The following is a 20,066-nucleotide window of genomic DNA, read 5'->3' as shown; positions in this document are numbered from 1 at the left end:
TGACGTAGCTACAGCTGGATTTGAGTGCCGATCCTGACAGAGCAGCAGGCCATCAACAAGTGATTCCGTTGTTTCCTTTTGGTTACGCGACGGAATCCTTCGACCAGGTATCCGGTCGACTCGAAAAACGGGGACGGATTGTCAGTGGTGGGTGCCAGACTCGTCGGCATGCTGAAGATCGATTCTTGGGACGCCCTGATCGGGGAGGTCCGGACGGGGACAAGGGTCAAGTACCTGCACTTCTGGGGGCATCGGCCCCTGCCCGACGGCCGGGTGGGCGCGAGCTGTCTGAGTCAGTGGTGGCCGTCGCCGTTCACGGTGGACGGGGTGGAGTACGCGACGGCCGAGCACTGGATGATGGCGTCGAAGGCCCGCCTGTTCGGGGACACGGAGGCCGAGCGCAAGGCCGTCGCGGCGGCGAGCCCCGCCCAGGCCAAGAAGATCGGGCGCCTCGTACGCGGCTTCGACGACGCCACCTGGGAGCGGGAGCGCTTCGCGATAGTCGTCGAGGGCAGCGTGCACAAGTTCGCCGCCCATGCCGATCTGCGGACGTTTCTGCTGGGCACGGGCGACCGGGTGCTCGTCGAGGCCAGCCCTCTCGACCGTGTCTGGGGCATCGGCCTCGCGGCGGACGACGAGCGCGCCATGGACCCCGCGCGGTGGCGGGGTCCGAATCTGCTGGGCTTCGCGCTGATGGCGGCGCGTGAGCGCTTGCGGACGGGGGCCGGGGCCGAGACCGGAGTCTGAGGCCGACTACCGGCGCGGCAGCACCAGGGAGAGGGACGTGGAGTAGCCGTCGTCGAAGGAGTCGGGGTCCGAGTCGCCGCCGCTGCCGTCGGGTGCCACGAGGATGAGGACGATGAAGCCGATGCCCAACAGCACGCCGACCGCGCCGCAGATGATCCCCGCCAGGGCGTGCCCCGGATTGGTGGCCTCGCCCCGGCGCGCCTTGACCCTGCCGATGGCCCCGAAGATCACGGCCAGCACCCCCAGCACGATCGCGAGCGGCCACAGACAGAACAGGACCGACGCGCAGATGCCCAGCACCATCGAGGCGATCCCCATCCCGTTGCTCGGCGGGGGCGTGAGTCCGGGCCAGCCGTAGCCGGGGACGGGATGCCCGACACCGCCGTGGGCGGGACCGCCCGGATACTGGGGATAGCCGTACGGCAGCTGCCCCGGCCCCTCAGGGCTGATGGGCGGCGGCGGGACGGGAGCCCCCGGAGAACCGTGGATGAACTGCCGGGGGAAGGCGGCGTTCGGGGCGGGCGGAGCGAAGGGGCCACCCGGCACGGGGGCGGCGGCGTGGGCCGCGGGTGGGGCGAAAGGGTTGCTGGGGGGTGCCGCGTCGGTGGGGGGCGGGGCGAAGGGGTTGCGGTTGTATTCGGCGGGCGCACCGGCTGAGGGCGGGGCGAAGGGATGGGCAGGAGGCGAGGCATGGGTGGCCGGCGGCTGAGGCACGCCGGGAGGAGCGAACGGATGGGGGGTGGATGACGTGACGACAGCGGGCGTCGCGGCGGGCTGCGGGGAGCCCGGGGGCGCGAAGGGCGTGGGGGCTGCCCAGGGATGCGGCGACGCGGATGCCGAGGGGGGTGTCGGGGTCGGGGCGCCGGGTGGCACGGGTCCCGCCGTCGGACTGGACGCGCCGGGCGGCACGGGCCCGGGCCCCGGAGTGACCGTCACCTGGTCATGGAGGTCCGCACCGGAGGGCTTGTCCAGCGAGACCTTCGCGGCCATGAGGACGCCCTCGGGCTCTGATACGGCGTCCTCAGGCGCTGACGCGACCCCTGATACGGCGTCCTCGGGCACTGCTGTCCCCTCGCTCTTCCCGGGCTCGGCGTCCTCGGGCCCCGGCGTCCCGGCGTACCCCACCGGCTTCGCGTCCTGCGGCCCTCGCATCCCCGCGTGCCCAACCGGCTTCACGTCCTCCGGCTCCGTCGCCCCGTGGGGTTCGGGCAGCGGGGGCGGGGGTGTCTGTGGAGTCGGTGTCCCGTCGGACGGCATCCTCTGGTCCCCCTCTGTGCTGCTTCTGTCGGGCGTACGTTCGGTCATGCTAAGGCCCTGGCTTCCTGGTCGGGGGCGCCGCATACGATGAGCCGAGTCATCGATCAGCCGATCACCCGCGTCCCCCGACGACGACCTCGGTCCGGGGCGGACGCAGTTCCCGGGGAGGAACCTTGACCGACCACCGCACCACGCCCGGCGCACCCGGCGCACCCGGCGTATCCGGCGTATCCGGCGCATCGGGCACGCCAGGCGCATCCGCCGCGCCCGGCGTCTCCGGCGCCCGTGACGCGCACACCTTCATCGCCGGTCTGCCCAAGGCCGAGCTGCATGTGCACCACGTCGGCTCCGCCTCCCCCCGTATCGTCGCGGAACTGGCCGCCCGTCACCCCGACTCCAAGGTGCCGACGGACCCCGAGGCCATCGCGGACTACTTCACGTTCACGGACTTCGCGCACTTCATCCAGGTGTATCTGTCGGTCGTCGATCTGATCCGCACCCCGGAGGACGTCCGGCTGCTGACGTTCGAGGTGGCGCGGGACCTGGCCCGGCAGCAGGTGCGGTACGCCGAGCTGACGGTGACGCCGTACTCGTCGACGCGTCGCGGTATCGACGAGCGGGGCTTCATGGAGGCGATCGAGGACGCGCGCAAGGCGGCGGAGGCCGAGTTCGGGACCGTACTGCGGTGGTGCTTCGACATCCCCGGCGAGGCCGGGCTGGAGGCCGCCGAGGAGACGACGCGGCTCGCGACCGACGACCGGCTGCGGCCGGAGGGACTGGTGTCGTTCGGGCTCGGCGGGCCGGAGATCGGCGTACCGAGGCCGCAGTTCAAGCCGTTCTTCGACCGGGCGATCGCGGCCGGGCTGCGGTCGGTGCCGCACGCCGGTGAGACCACCGGCCCCGAGACGGTGTGGGACGCGATCAACGAGCTGCGCGCCGAGCGCATCGGCCACGGCACCAGTTCGGCCCAGGACCCGAAGCTGCTGGCCCACCTCGCCGAGCACCGCATCGCCCTGGAGGTCTGCCCGACGTCGAACATCGCCACGCGGGCGGTCCGCACCCTCGACGAGCACCCCATAAAGGAGTTCGCGCGGGCCGGGGTCCTGGTCACCATCAACTCCGACGACCCGCCGATGTTCGGCACCGACCTCAACAACGAGTACGCGGTGGCCGCCCGCCTCCTCAACCTCGACGAGCAGGGGCTCGCCGCACTCGCCAAGAACGCCGTTGAGGCGTCCTTCCTCGACGAGCCCGACAAGTCCCGCCTGTCAGACGAGATCGACACCTACACATCGACATGGCTCACCCCATGAACGCCACGACCCCCACGACTCCCATGAACGCCATGAACGCCATGAACGCCATCGACTCCAACGCCACCGGCGGCTCCCTGCGCGCCCTGACAGCCGTGGCCCATCGCGGTGCCCCGTACCGGCATCGCGAGAACACCCTCGACTCGCTGCGGTGCGCGCTCGAACTGGGCGCGGACGCCGTGGAGTTCGACGTACGGACGACACGGGACGGTGTGCCGGTCCTGCTCCACGACTCGACGCTGAACCGGCTGTGGGAGCTGGACCGTCCGCTGGCCTCGCTGTCGTCGGCGGAGCTGCGCGGGCTGACCGCCGACGGGGTGCCCACCCTGGTGGACGCGCTGCGCGTGACCGAGGGCACCCGGGTCATGGTCGATCTGCCGGGCACGGCGGACCGCCGGACGGTACGGCGCATCGTGGACGTCGTACGGGAGTGCGGCGCCGAGGAGCGGGCGTACTACAGCGCCGGCCCCGAGATGATGCTCGCGGTCAGGGCGGCGTCGACGACGGCCGAGATCGCCCTCACCTGGACAACCCTCGCCCCACCACGCCCCGCCCTCCTGAACGCCGTCCGCCCCCGCTGGCTCAACTACCGCTTCGGTTTGATGAGCAGAGAGCTGGCGGACCGCGCCCACCGCGACGGCTACCTGGTCTCGGTCTGGACCCCGGACACGCGCAGATCGATGCGGAAGCTGGTGGAGATGGGCGTCGACTCAATCACCACGAACCGAGTCGACGCGCTGTGCACGATGCGGATGGCCGCCAGGGCGACTTAGCACCACCGGCCAGCACAAAAGGGGCGCGGGGCTGTGTCGATATGCGGCTCCGCCGCGTGAGCGCGACAAGCCACACACAACCCGCACCCGCCAACAAACAACACGTCCCGAGTTACTAGGCGCCGCAGCACCCCGCCCCCGCTACACCTCCGACCCCTGAGCCACAGCAGCCAAGTCCCCCGGCGTCTCACGCGTAACGTACTGCGGCACCGGCGCCGAATCCTCCCCATTGTCCCGGACCAGCCCATACCGAATGGCCCCGTCGGGCGGACCGGACGTGATGTCCTCGGTGATCGCGTCCCAGGTCGTCGGGGCGACGGTGATCCCGTAGTCGGCGCCACGTTCGTTCTGAGTGAGGGTGACGGTGCCGTTGAGATGGAAGTACTCGTTCTGCCACATCTGCTGCGTGCCGTCCGGCAGGACGATGTATCCGGTGTCGGGACCGCCCATGCCGGTCGTCCTGCCGTCGGCGGACATCGGGTCGTCCATACGGCGCCCACCGCCGGAGGCCACATGGAAGAGCTTGCCCTTCAGCCCGGTCCAGGTGGGCATGACGAGGGAGCCCGCCCGGTACTGGGGTGAGATCTGCCAGCGGACGAGGATGTAGCCCTTGCCGGAGAAGGTGACATTGTCGCCCCGGTGGTTCATCACCGTCCGTGTGCCGCCGGTGCTGGTGAGGGTGGTCTCGGCGCGGTGCGGCAGGGCGCCGGGCGGGGTGTCGGGGTCGGGTGCCCGGTCCACGGCGTCGACGACACTGCCGTACAGGTCGGTCTTCTTCGTCGGGGAGGCGGAGGGGGACGGCTTCGGTGAGCGGGAGGGTGAGGCGGAGGGCGACGGGGACGGGCCGGACGGCTCGGCGCCGGCCGGTGGGCGGGCGGTGCTGGCCGCTGTCGGTGCCGCCTGAACGGGCCGCTCGCCCGGCGGCTGGGTCACCACATACGCGCCCCCGGCGACGATCGTCGCGCCCGCCGTCACCGCGACGGCGGGCTTGGTGAGGACGCCCAGCGCCTTCGCGGACCAGCCCACCGAGGTCGAGGCGGCGGCCGTGGCGGTCGCGGCCACCGCCGTCTTGCCGCCGAAGGCCAGCGACAGGGTGAAGCCGACGGGGATCGGGACCAGGGCGATACCGACGAGGAGACGCTCGGCCGGGACGACCATCGCGTCGGCGCCGCGCTGGCCGTCGCAGCGGGCGCAGCCCCGGATGTGCCGGGCGATGCGCTTGCGCCAGACCGAGTCGGGGCGCCCGTTCCAGCGGACGGTGACCAGACGCAGGTCGTCGCAGGAGGAGTCGAGGGCGCGGACGATACCGCGCGCGGTCTCCAGCCGGGCCTTCATCCGCTGCACCCGGACGGCGGCGTGCTGCCGGCTGATGCCGACGGCGGCGGCCAGCTCGCGCCGGGTGAGTTCGCCGGCGACCTCCAGCCACCACAGGGACAGCAGTTGCCGGTCCTCGTCGTCGAGCCAGCGGACCGCCTCCGCGACCTCCCTGCGCTGGCCCTCCAACTGGAGCCGCAGCACGGTCAGTTCGGCGAAGTCGGCGGCGCCCTGCCCGTCGCCGGTGTCCTCGCCCAGCGGGTCGGTCGTGCGCCTGCGCGCCCGGTCGCGTATCTGGCGCATCGCGATGGCGACCAGCCAGGAGCGGAAACTGTCCGGATCGCGTAGCGTCCCGAGGTTGTCGACAGCGCGGAGCATCGTCTCCTGGACGACGTCGTCGACATCGGCGTGGCCGTTGAGGGCGCGGCCGACGATGTTGTAGACGAGGGGCAACCAGCCCTCGACCAGCTCGTCGAGGGCCCGCCGGTCACCCGCCTGCGCGGCCGCGATGGTGGAGCGCCACTGCCGCCCGTCCACGTACGTTCCTTCCGGTCCCGCTGGTCTCACCCTGATCACTCGGCTGTCGTCCGTACCTTCTCAGCCATCCACATGACATGGGGAACCCGCGAGGCGGAGATCACACCGCTCATACGACCCAGGCGGCACATACATCCCATACATCCCATACGGCCCATACGGCTCACTCCTGTGTGTGGGGAACAGGGGTTGCCCTGGGAGACGGGACGGGGGCGGGCGCGATAACACTTTTTCGGTGACGCTCAGCCCGTCGCGACCCCGCCCGCAGCGGCCGCTTCCGGCGCCGCTGCGACCGGCGCCGTCAGCGCCTCCAGCCGCTTGATCCGCCGCCACACCACATACAGCGGGATCACCCCGAACACCCCGAACGACATGTCGATCACCGACCACCAGAAGGGGATGTCCCGGATCGGGCCGCAGATCAGGGCCAGCGGGATGATGCCGGCGCAGGCGATCATGGCGAACTCGACGACCCAGATGTTGCGGACGGGGTCGCGGTACGGGCCGTAGAAGGCGACCGCGATCACAAGATGGGCGAAGGCCAGCCAGTCCGTGCCGTAGAGGAGGAAGGGGTACTCGGCGTCGGCCTCGTCCAGCCCGGCCCGTACCCGCTCGATCCACTCCATGAGCCCGGGCAGGTGCTCCCCCGCGGACAGCGCACGCAGCAACTCCTCGGTCCAGCGCAGCTCATGGACCAGCGGGAAGGCCGTGGCACCGCTCAGCACCAGACAGACGACGAAGAACACCAGCCACACGCGAATGCCCTTGAGCAGGGCGGCTCTGTCGCTCATGAGGGGAGCGTACGCCCCGCGTTGAACGTGTTCAAAAGCGGGGCGTACGCAGCCGAAGGGGGCACCCAACGCCCGGGATCGTGTCAGTTGTTGCCGGGGATCGAGCGGATGGCGGCGATGTCGAACTGGAGGCGTACCTTCTCGCTCACCATGGCACCGCCCTCCGCCAGCCGCTGGTTGTACGTCAGCCCCCATTCGGAACGATTGATGGTGGTCGTCCCGTCGAATCCGACTCGTTCATATCCGAAGGGGTCGGTGACATGGCCGATATAGGTGAGTTCGAGATCGACGGGACGGGTGATGCTCTTGATCGTCAGCTCGCCGGACATCCGGTAGACATCGTTGCCGACGACACGGACCGCCGTACTGACGAAACGCATTCGGGGATGGTTGGCGGAGTCCAGGAAGTCACGGCCCCGCAGATGGGCGTCGCGTTGCTCCACACCGCTGTCGATGGACCCGGTGGCGATGACGATCTCCGCTCCGGAACGGGACGGATCGCGACCGTCGAAGTAGAGACGGCTCTGGTACTCCGTGAACGCGCCGCGCACGGTCGTGACCAGGGCATGGCGCACGGAGAAGCCGATCCGGCTGTGCGCCTGGTCGATCATCCACTCCCCGGTCAGCACCCCGAGGGCGGGGTCCGGCGGAGCGGAGTGGGTGAACGCCCGTCGGTCGTGGGGGACTTGGGAGGCGGTGGGGGGAGCCGAGCGGCGCAGGGTCGCAGCACGGTTGAACAGGTTCATGATTCACGTAACTACGGCACCAGAGAAATCGCCGCAAGTGTTCTACCGAAGCCGGTCACATGCTCGCCACGAATTCCCCCTGGAATTCGCCCGATTTCCTCGGCCATCCAGCCGATTTCCCCGGTAATTCGTCCGGCAACCGGACGGGCACCCAAAAAGCGGGAAGAATCGCCTTCTTGTGCGCGTCATCGGCTCGCCCTCGGTTCGCCCTCGGCTCGTCATCGGCTCGTCATCGGGCCTTGAGCGCCACGGCGATACGGTCCAGCACCGGGAACGGGACCAGCCCGTAGTGGTAGAAGTCCACGGCGTCCGCGCCGCCCTGTCTGGCGTCCGCGCCGCCCCGGCCGACGGCCGCCACGGTCTTCGCCGCCAGATGCTCGGCCGATTCGGTGTCCGGAACTCCCGGGCGCAGCACGGCCCGTAGCGAGCAGTCGTCGCGCAGTACGGCCCGGTAGGCGGCGGTGTCGGCCGCGATCCGCGCGGGGTCGTGGGCGTAGGCGAGTACGGCGTAGGCGGGGACGACGGCGCCGAGCGCGGCCGGGTCGACACCGGTCCGCCATGCCTCGTCGACGGCCGGGGCACCGGTCGGGCGGCCGTCCGCGTAGCCCTTGACGGCACCGGTCAGATCGAGGAAGACCAGCCGGGAGCCCTCGGCCGCCACCGCGTCCGCCACCGTCGCGGCCAGCGAAGTGACGGTACCGGTACGGGCGTTGACGTATGCGGCGACCGGCTCCGGCAGGGCGTCGACGCTCAGCTCCACTCCGCTCGCGCCCCCTCCGTCGAGGACCCGGCCCACCGTACGGGCGGCCTCGGCCCGGGCCGCGCCCACGTCGACTCCCGCCGACTCGGCGCACGTCGAGCAGTGCCGGCAGAAGCACAGGCCCAGCAGGAAGTCCTCCAGTGGGCCCAGCCCCACGAAGTCGCGCTCGTGGTGGTAGCCATGGCCGAAGGTGCCGTAGTGCAGGGACTCGGCGACCACCGCGTCCACACCGGTCCGGGCCACCGAGCGGGCCAGCGCCACGGCGTACGCGCGGACGTCGGGGTGGGCCGGGCAGAGGTCGGCGGGGGCGGCCCGGTCGCCGAAGCAGTTCCGCTGGGTGACGTCGGGGTGGGCGAGGCCGAGGGTGGTGTTGTGCAGGAAGACGGTCCAGCCGTGCAATGCCGCGCCCCGCTCCGCCGTACGCCGCCGCACCTCCCTCAACGGCTCGTCCCCGGCGCCCGGTTGCACGGGCGGGACCAGCCGCAGCCCGTCGAAGAGGTCGGCCGGGGGCACGAGGTGGACGCCGTCGCGGCGCAGGGTCACCCGCGCCGGGCCGTGCGGGGTGACATCACGGGCGCGGTGGTACGCGGCGGCGACGGTGAGCGTGTCGCAGCCGTACGCCCCGAGGACCCGGTCGAGCACGGCGTCGACGCCCTCGGCGCGCAGATCCTCGACGAAGGTGTACGTGGACGTCTCCATCAGTGCCCCCTGTCCCGGCCCCTGGAGGAGCCGAGGACGTGGGAGATCTCCAGGCCGGTGCGGACGACCATGGGGCCGACCTCGCGGACGCGGGCGGGCGTCATCCGGGTGGTGAGGCCGGAGACGCTGACCGCGCCGACGGCCGCGTCGGTGTGGTCGAAGACGGGTGCGGCGACACAGCGGACCTCGGGTTCGTTCTCGCGGTCGTCGATGGCGTAGCCGAGGCGGCGGACCCGGTCGAGTTCGGCCCGCAGCCGCTGGGCGTCGGTGACCGTGTGGGCGGTGACCGGCGGCATCCCGGCGGCCACCACCACCTTGAACGCCTCCTCGTCCTGCCAGGCGAGGATGGCCTTGCCGACGGCGGTGCGATAGGCGGGGACCCGGCTGCCGACACGCGAGGCCATACGGACGTTGGTCTCGTTCTCCACCTTGTCGATGTAGACGATGTCCGGTGCCTCGTAGACGACGAGGTGGCAGGTCTCCCCCACAGCGTGCTGGAGCAGCCTGAGCGGTTCCGTGGCCACGGTCCGCAGGTCCAGGGAGGAGAGGTAGGCCTGGCCGAGCCGCAGGGTGCCGTGGCCGAGCCGGAACCAGCCCGTCTCCCGGTCGCGGGCCAGCAGATCGGCCTCCATCAGCGGTGCGGTCAGCCGGAGCACGGTGCTCTTGTTGATGCCGAGTTCGTCGGCGAGCCGGGTCAGCGAGATGCCCCGGCCGGTGCCCGCGTGGTCGCGGATGTGGTCCAGGACGGTGAGGGCGCGGCGCAGGGAGGAGGACTGGTTGCGGCGGGAGGCCGGGCCCGACGACGGGGTGGCCGAAGTCCCGTTCGCGGCCGAAGTCCCCTTCACGGCCGGGGTTTCCGGCACGGCCGGGGTGTCGTGCGTGACCGGGGTTCCCTGGGCGTCGGTCATGTCGTACTCCTCGGGAGCAGTCCGCGGGCCACGGTGTCGCGGGCGGCGGCCAGATGCCGCCCGGCGCGGGCGAGCGACACCTCGTGGTGGCCGGGGAACAGGGCGTCCACATCGAGTTCGGCCAGCCTGGTCAGACTGGCCGCGTACTCCGGTACCCGGCAGTCGTGCAGATTCTGCAGCGAGACACGGCCGCCGGTGAAGACGCAGTCCCCGGAGAAGAGGGCCCGGTAGTCGGGGGTGCGCAGGTGGTAGCAGGTGTGGCCGTCGGCGTGCCCGGGGGTGGCGACGGCCCTCAGGACGACACCGCCGCCGAGGTCGATCTCCTCGCCGTCGTCGACGGCCTCGACGCGGGGGCAGGGCGTGAGGGTGTAGTCGGCGGGATAGAACCCGGCCGCCTTGCCCCGGTCCAGGCTGACGCCCCGCTCGTCCCCCGCCGCGATCCACGGGACGGCGGCGGCCCCGGCCAGCACACGCAGTTCGGGCACCTGCTCGACGAGCGCCGCGGCCCCGCCCGAGTGGTCGGCGTGACCGTGGGTGAGGAGCAGATGAGCGGGTTCGGCGCCCTCGGCGCGTACGGCCCGCACGATGGCGTGGGCGGACCGGCCGGCTCCCGCGTCCACCAGCGCGCTGTGCCGGGCGCCCCGCACGAGATAGACGTGACAGTCCAACGGGTCGCTCAGATCGAACCCGTACGCACCACTGGCGACGAGCGTCACATGTTCGGTCAGCCGCATGACGGCCCTCCTGGTCTTCCGGTACTGCCGACGACGGGGGTGGGGAGACCGACCGACGACACGACGACTCGGCCCCGCCCTCCACAACGCCGCCGGTGAGCGCGAGGTGACCGGTCGGACGCGAGCCGGCCGGCAGCGTCCACGCCCCGGGTCGCCCCGCCCCGCGTCACCGCGTCCACCCCCGCGCCTCGGCCCTCTCCCCCACGGCCCCCATCGCCCGTACCGCGGCCACCACCACCCGCGCCGCCAGCGCCACTTCCGCCAGGTCCACGGACTCCTCCGCCGCGTGGGCGTCGGTCACCGAGCCCGGGCCGAGGACGACGGACGGGATGCCGGCGCGGGCGAGTTTGCTGGCGTCCGTGCCGAACGGCATGCCCCGGGCGGTGGAAGGGCGGCCGTGGTCGGCGAGGGCTTGGCAGAGGGCGGTGACGATCGGGGCGTCGGGCGAGGTGTCCAGGGCCGGATCGACGGTGAACGGAGGGTCCACCTCCGCGTCCAGCGCGGACAGTTCGGCCCGGTCCCGCCGCCAGACGCCCTCGGGGTCCTCGCCGGGCAGCGTGCGCCGGTCGACGTCCACCTCGCAGACACCGGGAACGGTGTTGGGCCCGGTGCCGCCCCGGACCCGGGTCACCGTACGGGTGGCGGGGCCGAGCAGCGGATGCGGGGCGACGGTCGGCGGGGTGGCGGCGAGATGGGCGATGACCGGTGCCATCAAGGTGATCGCGTTGACGGCCTCCTCCGGCCGCGAACTGTGTCCGGCCCGGCCGTTGGTGCGCACGGTGTACCGCACGACCCCCTTGTGCGCGACCGCCGGGACCAGCCCGGTCGGCTCCCCCACGACCGCCCCGACGACGTCCCGGTCCGCCAGCGCGTCCACGAGGTGCAGTACACCCCGATAGGCGTGCTCCTCGTCGCACACCCCGGCCAGCACGACCGTGTGCTCCGGCGGTTCAGGCGAGGCCGCGAGTTCGGCGACGGCCAGCAGGAACGCGGTCAACGGCCCCTTGGCGTCACACGCGCCCCGCCCGTACAGCCGGCCGCCCCGCACCTCCCCCTCGTACGGCCCGACGGTCATCCCCTCCGTCTCGACGGTGTCGAGGTGCGACTCCAGCAGCACGACGGACTCGCTCCGCCCCGGTACGACGGCGACGACATTGCGGCGGCCGGGCAGCACCTCGTGCAGCTCGGCCCGTACGCCGTGCCGCGCGAGCCAGTCCCGTACGTACTCGGCGACGGCCGTCTCGCCCCCATCGCCTCCCCCACCGTCTCCCCCGTCGCCGCCCCCGTCCCGGTCACGGGGATTGACGCTGGGGATGCGCACGAGGTCACGGAGCAGGTCGCGTACGGCGTCGCGGCCGGCCTCGTCGGCGGTCCCCTCCTCCCCCGTCATGCCCGTCGCTCCCTCGCGTAGACGAGCAGCAGGCCGATGATCAGTACGCCGAGGACGACCTGGCGTATGCCCTCCGAGAGGTTCCAGGAGGTCAGCAGGGCGGTGAGAAGGGTGAGGAGGAGGGCGCCGCCGACCGTGCCGAGGAGATGGCCACGACCGCCGAGGATGGAGGTGCCGCCGAGGACGACGGAGGCGATGGAGAGGAGTTGGTAGGGGTTGCCCATGGTCAGGGAGCTGGTCCCGGTGAAGCCGAGCAGGACCAGGCCCGCGACCCCGGCGAGCAGCGCGCAGCCGACGTACGCGGTGAACGCCGTGCTGACGACCGGTACGCCGGAGGCGCGGGCCGCGTCCTCGCCGGCGCCGAGCGCGAAGGCGTGACGGCCGGTGCGGGACAGGTGCAGCAGCCAGAACGCGACGGCCGTGACGGCCAGCCACAGCACGAACGCCCAAGGGACGCCCAGCAGACGGCCGCCTGCGAGCGTGTCCAGCAGCGGGAGGTGGGCCGAGCTGGGGGAACCGTCGGTGTAGACGAGCAGGGCCCCGGCGAGGATGGTGCCGGTGGCGAGGGTCATCACCATGGGCGGCACGCTCAGCCAGACGATCCCGGCCGCGTTGACGGCGCCCACCAGCGCGCTCAGCAGCAGCGCCACCGCGACACCGGTCGCGCCGCCGCCGGTCCCGGAGGCGACCTGGGCGCACACCACCGCCGACAGGGCGACCACCCCGGACACCGACAGATCGATGCCGCTCATCATCACGACCAGGGTCTGGCCGACCGCGACGATGCCGAGGAACGACGCCGTCTGCACCAGATAGCGGACGTTGGAGACACTGTCGAAGCCGTCCGCGAAGAGGACCGCCGCGAGCCAGGTGACCGCGAGCACCGCGAACGCCCAGGCCGCCCGGCTGCTCCGCAGCACGGCCACGGACACAAGGCCGCTCATACGGCCGCCTCCCTCGTCAGATATGTCTTCAGGGCGAGCGCCACGACGAGGATCACGCCCTGGAGGATGAGCTGGTAGAACGGCGAGATCCCGGTGAACAGCAGCAGATTGGTGAGCAGGCCGATGACGAGCGCGCCGAGGACCGTGCCCCGCATCCGCCCGACCCCGCCGAAGAAGCTGATGCCGCCGAGCACGGCCGCCGCGATGGCGTTGAGCGTGTACGGGGCGCCGATCGTCGGGTCCGCCGAACCCGTCTGGATCGCCAGCCCGATCCCGGCGAGCCCGGTGAACGCGCCCGCGAGCGCGTACCCCGCGATCTTCACGCCCCGGGTGGGCAACCCGCTGGCGTAGGCGCCGTGTTCGTTGCCGCCGACGGCGTAGAGGGCGAGCCCGTGCCGGGTGGTGCGCAGCAGTTTCCACCCACCGAGGACGACGGCGAGGGCGACCGCCGGGAGGGCGATGCCGTACCAGCCGTTGTTGTACGCGTCCACGAGCCCGGCGGGGACATGGCCGCCGGGCTGCGGCAGCACGACCAGGGTGACGCCGCCCCACAGGAAGGACGCGGCCAGCGTCACCACGATCGGCGGCAGCCCGGCGTACGCCACCAGCGCCCCGTTGACCGCGCCCGCCGCGACGGCCACGCACAGCGCGAGCGCCATCGCCGCCATGACCCCGCCCGCGCCCTGGGCGTCGTACGTCGCGAACACGGCCATCGCGAGCGCGAGCACCGCCCCGAGCGACAGGTCGATCCCGCCGAGCAGCATCACCGTCGTCTGTCCGGCCGCCGCCAGGATCAGCGGCAGGAACTGGGCCGACAGGATGGTGACGGACGCCGGGGTGAGCAGGCTGGAGTCGTAGTGCTGATAGGCGACGAGGAGGAGCAGCAGAAGGGCGGCGAGGGAGAGCAGATCGGCGTTGCCGCGCGCGACGACCACGAGACGCTCACGCATGGATCACACTCCCGGGGCCGGGGGTGCCTGCGTCGCCGGGGCCGGCGGTGCGTGTCTCTTCGCTGCCGGCCGTTCCCATCACGGACGCCCGCACCAGCCGCTCCTCCGTGAGATCGGCGCCGTCGAGCCGATCGACGACCCTGCCCTCGTAGAGGACGGCCACCTCGTCGCACAGACCGACCAGTTCCATGGTGTCTCCGGAGGTGACGAGTACCGCGAGGCCGTTGTCGGCGAGGCGGCGCAGGAGGTGGTAGATCTCCCGTTTGGTGCCGATGTCGATGCCCCGGGTGGGCTCGGCGAGCAGCAGTACACGGGGTTCGGTGGGCAGCCACTTGGCCAGCGCGACCTTCTGCTGGTTGCCACCGGAGAGCCGGCGGGCCTCCTGCGCCGGGGAGGCCGCCTTGATCCGCAGCCGTTGGATCAGGTCCTCGACCAGGGCTGTCTCGGCGGTGCGGGAGACGGTGGTGAGGCGGCTCGCCGGGGCGAGGGTACGCATGTTGGGCAGCGCGAGATTGGCGCGGACGCTGCGCACCGTGTGAACGCCCTCCGTCTTGCGGTCCTCGGGGACGTACGCGATACGGTGCCGGATCGCGTCCCGGGGTGAGGAGAGGCGGACCGGACGGCCGTCGAGCAGCACCTCCCCGCTGTGCCGGACCAGCCCGAACAGGGCCCGCAGCACCTCCCGTTGGCCCTGCCCCTGGAGCCCGCCGAGCCCAGTGATCCGCCCGGGGAGGAGATCGAGGTCGATACCGGAACAGGCGCGGGGGACGGTGAGATTCCGTACGCGGAGGAGGGGCCCGGAATCGGCGGCACCGGAATAGGCGGCCACGCCCGCCGCAAGCGCCCCCTCCACACGCGCCCCCTCCGAGCCGGCCGTCGCCCGCGCCTCACCGCGCCTCTTCTCCGGAAACAGATCCGACAGCTCTCGCCCCACCATCAACCGCACGATGTCGTCGTGATCCGTCCGCCGCCGCTCCCTCGTCGCCATCACGGCCCCGTCCTTCAGGACCGTCAACCGGTCGCTGATGGCGAGGAGTTCGGCCATGCGGTGGGTCACGAGGACCACCGAACCGCCCTGGTCTCGGAGTGCGCGGACGACGCGGAAGACGGCGGCGACCTGGTCCTCGTCCAGCGCGGAGGTGGCCTCGTCGAGGATGAGGAGCCGGGGTTCACCGGCGAGCGCCTTGGCCAGTTCGACGAGTTGGCGGCTGCCGAGCGGAAGCCGGCCCACCGGGGTGCGCGGGTCGACGTCGAGGCCGACGCGCGCGAGCAACGGCCGGGCCCGGGCGGCGAGTTCACCGGCCCGGACCAGACCGCGACGGCTGGGCCAGGCGCCGAGGAAGACGTTCTCCGCGACGCTCTGGTGCGGGTTGAGGCTGAGTTCCTGGTGGACGGAGCCGATCCCGGCGGCCCGGGCGCGGTGGGGAGACCACGCCCGGGCGACGGGGGCGCCGTCGAAGACGACGCGACCGGTGTCGGGCGCCAGCAGCCCGGTGACGAGGGAGAGCACGGTGGACTTCCCGGCCCCGTTCTCACCGACCAGGGCCAGCACCTCCCCCGGCTCCACCTCGAAACTCACATCCGTGAGCACCCGGTTGCCCGCGAACGACTTCGACACCTTCTCCACGCTCAGCAGCGGCGCCACGGTCGTCTTCCCCCTCACTTGCCGATGAGCTTGTCGATCTCGGACTGGGGCATGTCGTTGATCGGGTACGAGTCGTCCGGCTGGTCGGCCTTGGCGTACTCGGCGAGGTTGTCGTCGGTGATCTCGGGCAGCGGGACGGTGATGTCCTGGGGTACGTCGACGCCCTCGCGTTCGGCGACGGCGGCCTCCAGGGCGATCACGGAGAGGTAGTTGGGCTGGGCGGTGGCCAGGGAGGAGAAGCCCTCCTTCTGCTTGCTCTGCCACAGCTTGAGGAAGCCGTTGTAGTTCTCACCGGTGATCGGGACGAGCTTCTTGTCCTGTTTGACGAGGGTCTGCAGCGCGGCGGCGGAGAGGGCGCCGCCTTGCGAGAAGACGCCGTCGATGTCGGGGTGGGCGGAGTAGGCGGAGGCGAAGGCCTGGGCGGCGGGCGCGAGGTTGTACTCGCTGTGGACATTGCTGACGATCTCGATGTCCGGGTACTTCTTGAACACGGTCTCGGCGCCGGACCAGCGCTCCTCGCTGACGGCGACTCCGGCCGGGCCGTTCATGGCGATGACGCTGCCCTTGCCGTCCAGCTTCTTCGCCAGCCACTCGGCCATCATCGATCCCCAGGCCTTCTGGTCGGTGCCGACCCGGATCACCTTGGTACTGGTGGGCAGGGAGTCGAAGGCGACGACGGTGATCCCGGCGGCGACGGCCTGCTCCAGGGCCGGGTTGAGGGCGGTGGAGGAGCCCGCGTCGACGAGGATGACGTCGTACTTCTGCTGGATCATCGCGCGGATCTGGGCGATCTGCTGCGAGGTGTCGCCGTTGGCGTTGAACGTCTTGAACGAGGAGACCTTGCCCGCCGACTTCAGCTTGTCGACGTCGGTCTGAAGCATCTTCAGGGTCTGCTGCATCCAGGACGGGGTCAGATAGATCGTGGACCAGCCGACCTTGAGGTCCTTGGCCCGCGCGGGCGAAGCGCTCTTGTCGGCGGCGGCGCTGCCGGCGCCGGACTCGACATTGCATGCGGTGAGCGCGGTCAGTGCGCAGAGGGAGGCGGCGACCGCCACGGCACCACGTATGGCACCGCGTACGGAGCGTGCGTTCATCGGAGTACCCATCGAAGTTCCTCAATCCCTCGAACGGTGTCCGGGTCGTCGAAGCGGCCCGGATGACGGGTGAGTTGGGGAGGGGGGTGGGGAGGGGGTGTACGCCGGGATCGCGCGCCGGAACATCCCGGAACATCACTGTTCCGGCGTGGGAGGACGCTTCGCCCGGTGAGGACCGGTCTGTTGAGAGGGGAACGTAGGAGGTCCGCGAGCCCGCGCACCACGTCTGCAACACAAAATTTCGCATTGCACAACACACCCGCTCCGAGGCCGAGCGGGGCGTGGCCGAAGGCCGTCGGAGCGCGCGGCAGCCCGCCCCGGTCACCGGACCGGCGGAAGAGGGTGCGCTACCCGACACGGGCATACGAACGGAACCGGCACCGAGTCGGCCTCGGCGTCAGCGAACGGAGCTATGCCTCCGGCGCCTTCAATGGTTTCCAGCGGAGTCCACGGTTCGCGCGGCTTCCAACGGCTCGTAATCGAACCAGTCGAAGTGGACCGTGCCGGTCGCGGCGTACATGCCGAGGACCCTGCCGGTGAAGCCGCCGGCGACCTCTGTGGAGAGATACCGGCCGTCGAGTGAGGCGAGCGGGACGAAGGTGCCGTCCTCCTCCTCGACGCCGAGCGAGACGGTGTCGGGCCCGGTGCGGGGGTCGTCCACGGTCGGCACGGCGGCCGACTCGATGCACAGCACCACAGGCCCGGGCGGTGTCGGCCGGGTCGCCACGACCGTGCTCAGGTCACCGACACGGGCCCGCACCCGCACTGCGCCGGAGCCGGCCTCGATGTCGTAGTGGTGCCGCTCGTCGAGTCGTACGGCCAGCCCGCCGCTTCCCTCCGCCACATCGACCAGGGCCCGCACCCGGCAGGACAGATGCTGCTGCCGGCGCCCCGCGAACGTCACATCGGCATCGTCGAGCGACCCGCCGCACGCCCGCAGGGTGAGCCAGCCCGGCCGCTTCGTGGTCCCGCAGTCCTCCGGCACTCGCCGGCGCGGTGAGATCCAGCAGGGGGCCAACTCGTCCGCGTCGAAGTCGTCCCGGCCCGGCACGACGGCGCCGGGCCGCAACGGCCAAGGGGGTGCGGGCATGGTGAGGGACAGTTCGCCCACGACCGGCCAGCCGTCCACCCACTCGACCGGCACCAGGAAAGTCTCCCGGCCGAGTACGTGCCAGCCGGGGCTGCCGCCGCCCGGCCGCACCCCGAGCAGCACCATCCACCACGAGCCGTCGGGTCCCCGTACGAGATCCGCGTGACCGGTGTTCTGGACGGGGTGGTCGGTGCCGCGGTGGGTGAGGATCGGATTGCCGGGGCACGGCTCGAACGGTCCCCCGGGTGTGCGGCTCCGGGCGATCGAGACACCGTGGCAGCGTTCGGTGCCGCCCTCGGCGATGAGCAGGTACCACCAGTCGCCGATCCGGTACAGATGCGGCGCCTCCGGAGCCTTGGCCCCCGCCGAGCCGGACCAGAGCCGGCGCGGCGCACCGAGCGTCCGCCCGGTGTGGGGGTCGATGGGGACCTGGCTCACACCGGCGACCGTGCACCAGCAGGTGCCGTCGTCGTCCCAGGCGAGATCCGGGTCGATGCCGTGGACCCCGGGCAGCCGGATCGGATCGGACCAGGGGCCCGCCGCGTCGGTGGCCGTGAACAGCAGATTGCCGTCCCCGCTCACATTGGTGACGATCAGCCAGAACCGGCCGTCGTGGTGGCGCAGCGTCGGCGCGTAGATCCCTCCCGAGGAGCGGGAGTCGAGGGGCAGGCGCAGTTGTTCCGGCCGGTCCAGCGCGTTGCCGATCTGGGTCCAGTGCACCAGGTCCCGGCTGTGGAAGACGGGCACGCCGGGGAAGTACTCGAAGCTGGAACAGACGACGTAGTAGTCCTCGCCCACCTGGCAGACACTCGGATCGGGATGGAACCCCGGTATCACCGGATTGCTGAAGGCCGCCCCCGCGCCGGGCACACTCGACACCTGCTCCAGCCCCTCTCGAACCGTCAGCCGTCCAACGACGTCATCACATGCTTGATCCGCGTGTAGTCGTCGAACCCGTAGGCCGAAAGATCCTTCCCGTACCCCGACTTCTTGAATCCGCCGTGCGGCATCTCCGCGACCAGTGGAATGTGCGTGTTGATCCAGACGCACCCGAAGTCAAGGGCCTTGGACATCCGCATGGCCCGGCTGTGGTCCTTGGTCCACACGGAAGAGGCCAGCGCGTACTCGACGCCGTTGGCCCACTGGACGGCCTCGTCCTCGTCCGAGAAGGACTGCACGGTGATGACCGGTCCGAAGACCTCGTTCTGGATGATCTCGTCGTCCTGCCTGACCCCGGAGACGACAGTCGGCGCGAAGAAGTAACCCTTGTCCCCGACCCGCTTGCCCCCGGCCTCCACGCGCGCGTGCGCCGGCAGCCGCTCGATGAAGCCCTGGACCTGCTTGAGCTGGTTGGGGTTGTTCAGCGGCCCGAACAGCACGTCCTCGTCGTCCGGCAGCCCGGTCCTGGTGTCGGCGGCGGCCTTGGCGAGCGCGGTGACGAACTCGTCGTGGATGGCCTCGTGGACGAGGACGCGGCAGGCGGCCGTACAGTCCTGCCCGGCGTTGAAGAACCCGGCCACCGAGATGTCCTCGACGGCCTTGGCGATATCGGTGTCCTCGAACACGACGACCGGCGCCTTCCCGCCCAACTCCAGATGGACCCGCTTGACATCCTTGGCGGCGGACCCGGCGACCTGCGTACCCGCCCGTACCGAGCCGGTGATCGACGCCATCGCCGGGGTCGGGTGCTCGACCATCATGCGCCCGGTCTCCCGGTCACCGGTGATGACGTTGAAGACGCCCTTCGGGAGGATCGCGCCGAGGATCTCGGCGATGAGGACCGTCGACGCGGGAGTCGTGTCGGAGGGCTTCAGCACCACCGTGTTACCGGCGGCGATGGCGGGGGCGAACTTCCACACCGCCATCATCATCGGGTAGTTCCACGGCGCGACCTGGGCGCAGACCCCGACCGGCTCACGGCGGACGATCGACGTCATCCCCTCCATGTACTCCCCGGCCGAACGCCCCTCCAGCATCCGCGCCGCGCCCGCGAAGAAGCGGATCTGGTCGACCATGGGAGGGATCTCCTCGGAGCGGGTGAGGCCCACCGGCTTCCCCGTGTTCTCCACCTCGGCGGCGATCAAGTCCTCGGCGCGCTCCTCGAACGCGTCGGCGATCTTCAGCAGGGCCTTCTGGCGCTCGGCCGGCGTGGTGTCACGCCAGCCGGGGAAGGCCTCGGCGGCCGCCGCCATCGCGGCGTCGACGTCCGCCTGACCGGACAGCGGCGCCGTCGCGTACGCCTCGCCGGTCGCGGGGTTGACCACCTCCGTGGTCCGTCCGTCGGCGGCGTCCCGGAACTCGCCCGCGATGTAGTTGCGCAGACGACGAAGCTCGGTGCTCACTGCCGGCCCTCCAGATGTTGGGTGTCCAGTAC

General features: G+C 71.3%; 16 protein-coding genes and 1 pseudogene. 3 read left to right on the top strand and 14 right to left on the bottom strand.

Annotated elements, in window-relative coordinates; all coding sequences use genetic code 11:
- Window positions 1–168: 168 nt before the first annotated feature.
- Window positions 169–747 (top strand): NADAR family protein, encoded by a 579-nt coding sequence (locus ACWD4G_RS13610; RefSeq protein WP_451292847.1) that lies wholly within the window; start codon window positions 169–171, stop codon window positions 745–747.
- Window positions 748–753: 6 nt separating this feature from the next.
- On the opposite strand, the gene ACWD4G_RS13605 is transcribed toward ACWD4G_RS13610, so the two are convergent.
- Window positions 754–1,461, bottom strand: coding sequence for a DUF4190 domain-containing protein (locus ACWD4G_RS13605; protein ID WP_451292846.1), 708 nt, complete (start codon window positions 1,459–1,461; stop codon window positions 754–756).
- Between the two features lie 630 nt (window positions 1,462–2,091).
- Here ACWD4G_RS13605 and ACWD4G_RS13600 point away from each other — a divergent pair.
- Both ACWD4G_RS13600 and ACWD4G_RS13595 read left to right on the top strand, forming a co-directional pair.
- Window positions 2,092–3,317: pseudogene (locus ACWD4G_RS13600) on the top strand (adenosine deaminase).
- Between the two features lie 77 nt (window positions 3,318–3,394).
- Window positions 3,395–4,090, top strand: coding sequence for a glycerophosphodiester phosphodiesterase (locus tag ACWD4G_RS13595; RefSeq protein ID WP_451292935.1), 696 nt, complete (start codon window positions 3,395–3,397; stop codon window positions 4,088–4,090).
- A gap of 141 nt (window positions 4,091–4,231) precedes the next feature.
- Here ACWD4G_RS13595 and ACWD4G_RS13590 read toward each other — a convergent pair whose 3' ends face one another.
- From ACWD4G_RS13590 to ACWD4G_RS13530, 13 genes are all read right to left on the bottom strand, one after another.
- On the bottom strand, window positions 4,232–5,941 hold the full coding sequence (locus ACWD4G_RS13590; protein WP_451292845.1) for an RNA polymerase sigma factor: 1,710 nt from the start codon (window positions 5,939–5,941) through the stop codon (window positions 4,232–4,234).
- A gap of 242 nt (window positions 5,942–6,183) precedes the next feature.
- Window positions 6,184–6,732 carry a hypothetical protein gene (locus tag ACWD4G_RS13585; RefSeq protein WP_451292844.1) on the bottom strand — a complete coding sequence of 183 codons (549 nt, stop codon included), beginning with the start codon at window positions 6,730–6,732 and terminating at the stop codon, window positions 6,184–6,186.
- A gap of 83 nt (window positions 6,733–6,815) precedes the next feature.
- The gene (locus ACWD4G_RS13580; protein WP_451292843.1) at window positions 6,816–7,478 is read right to left on the bottom strand and encodes a YceI family protein; all 663 of its coding nucleotides are present in this window, start codon (window positions 7,476–7,478) and stop codon (window positions 6,816–6,818) included.
- Window positions 7,479–7,707: 229 nt separating this feature from the next.
- Entirely contained in the window at window positions 7,708–8,937 is a 1,230-nt protein-coding gene (locus ACWD4G_RS13575; RefSeq protein WP_451292842.1) for a hypothetical protein, read from the bottom strand.
- A complete protein-coding gene (locus ACWD4G_RS13570; RefSeq protein WP_451292841.1) occupies window positions 8,937–9,845 on the bottom strand; it encodes an IclR family transcriptional regulator in 909 nt (302 codons plus the stop codon). The genes ACWD4G_RS13575 and ACWD4G_RS13570 overlap by 1 nt, the downstream gene beginning before the upstream one ends.
- Entirely contained in the window at window positions 9,842–10,579 is a 738-nt protein-coding gene (locus ACWD4G_RS13565) for an MBL fold metallo-hydrolase (protein WP_451292840.1), read from the bottom strand. The genes ACWD4G_RS13570 and ACWD4G_RS13565 overlap by 4 nt, the downstream gene beginning before the upstream one ends.
- Before the next feature lie 166 nt (window positions 10,580–10,745).
- Window positions 10,746–11,969, bottom strand: a complete 1,224-nt coding sequence (locus tag ACWD4G_RS13560; RefSeq protein WP_451292839.1) for a M20 family metallopeptidase — start codon at window positions 11,967–11,969, stop codon at window positions 10,746–10,748.
- Window positions 11,966–12,913: an ABC transporter permease gene (locus ACWD4G_RS13555; protein WP_451292838.1), complete on the bottom strand. Its 948-nt coding sequence runs from the start codon at window positions 12,911–12,913 to the stop codon at window positions 11,966–11,968. The genes ACWD4G_RS13560 and ACWD4G_RS13555 overlap by 4 nt, the downstream gene beginning before the upstream one ends.
- Window positions 12,910–13,863 (bottom strand): ABC transporter permease, encoded by a 954-nt coding sequence (locus ACWD4G_RS13550; RefSeq protein WP_451292837.1) that lies wholly within the window; start codon window positions 13,861–13,863, stop codon window positions 12,910–12,912. Before ACWD4G_RS13550 ends, ACWD4G_RS13555 begins: the two co-directional genes overlap by 4 nt.
- A complete protein-coding gene (locus tag ACWD4G_RS13545) occupies window positions 13,856–15,526 on the bottom strand; it encodes a sugar ABC transporter ATP-binding protein (protein WP_451292836.1) in 1,671 nt (556 codons plus the stop codon). The genes ACWD4G_RS13550 and ACWD4G_RS13545 overlap by 8 nt, the downstream gene beginning before the upstream one ends.
- A complete protein-coding gene (locus ACWD4G_RS13540) occupies window positions 15,523–16,614 on the bottom strand; it encodes a substrate-binding domain-containing protein (RefSeq protein WP_451292835.1) in 1,092 nt (363 codons plus the stop codon). The genes ACWD4G_RS13545 and ACWD4G_RS13540 overlap by 4 nt, the downstream gene beginning before the upstream one ends.
- 415 nt (window positions 16,615–17,029) lie before the next feature.
- A complete protein-coding gene (locus ACWD4G_RS13535; RefSeq protein ID WP_451292834.1) occupies window positions 17,030–18,571 on the bottom strand; it encodes a glycoside hydrolase family 43 protein in 1,542 nt (513 codons plus the stop codon).
- Window positions 18,572–18,594: 23 nt separating this feature from the next.
- Entirely contained in the window at window positions 18,595–20,034 is a 1,440-nt protein-coding gene (locus ACWD4G_RS13530) for a gamma-aminobutyraldehyde dehydrogenase (protein WP_451292833.1), read from the bottom strand.
- Between the last annotated feature and the right edge of the window lie 32 nt (window positions 20,035–20,066).

The sequence above is a fragment of the Streptomyces sp. NPDC002643 genome (assembly GCF_053592555.1).
This window is presented reverse-complemented; position numbering and strand designations above follow the sequence as displayed.